Source organism: Cyanobium sp. NIVA-CYA 375, assembly GCF_056108345.1.
This window is the reverse complement of sequence record NZ_JBSYHW010000402.1, coordinates 1-572: the sequence shown is the minus strand read 5'-3', so window position 1 is coordinate 572 and position 572 is coordinate 1. Positions and strand designations below refer to the sequence as shown.

Genomic DNA, 572 nt, shown 5'->3' with positions numbered 1-572 from the left:
CCGTTGGCGGTGTTGAGGGTGACCGGGATCCCGCCCACGCGCGGCTCCAGCCCGATCCGGTCAGCGGTGCTGGCGGACACTGCGGTCAGCGTCGCACCGGTGTCGACCATGAAGTCGACCTGCTCGCCGTTGACCTCAGCCGCGATCCAGAAATGCCCGTCACGGCCCATTTCTACCCGGGTTTCACCGCCCTGCACCACCTGTTCGGGCAAGCCGAGCTGCGGCACCGCCATGCCGTAGCGCGGATCGAAGCGCGAGACCTGCACCATCACCAGCACGAAGATCGCGACCAGCGACAGCGAGCTCGCGGTGCGGACGAACCGTCCAAAGCGGATATCGCGGGTGATCATCGCCGAGCCGACCCAGCTGAGCACGATCGCCACCACGGTCGCGATCAGCAGGCCCGAATTGGGCACCCGCAGGATGACGTTGAGCAGCGAATCCCAGAACGGCGAGGTATCCATCACGCCAATATAGGGTGTCCGAGGCGCAGCGCCATGCCCGGCGCGAGCGACCGCTCAGGGTGCATTGCGCGCCGGCGTCGCATCGGCGAGCACCACCGCGAACCGGCC

General features: G+C 67.7%; 1 protein-coding gene. It reads right to left on the bottom strand.

Features of this window, described 5'->3' with window-relative positions; genetic code table 11:
- Window positions 1-464, bottom strand: a 464-nt coding sequence (locus tag AC01FP_RS18820; RefSeq protein ID WP_474482451.1) for a retropepsin-like aspartic protease family protein, incomplete at its 3' end; no start/stop codon positions are given.
- Between the last annotated feature and the right edge of the window lie 108 nt (window positions 465-572).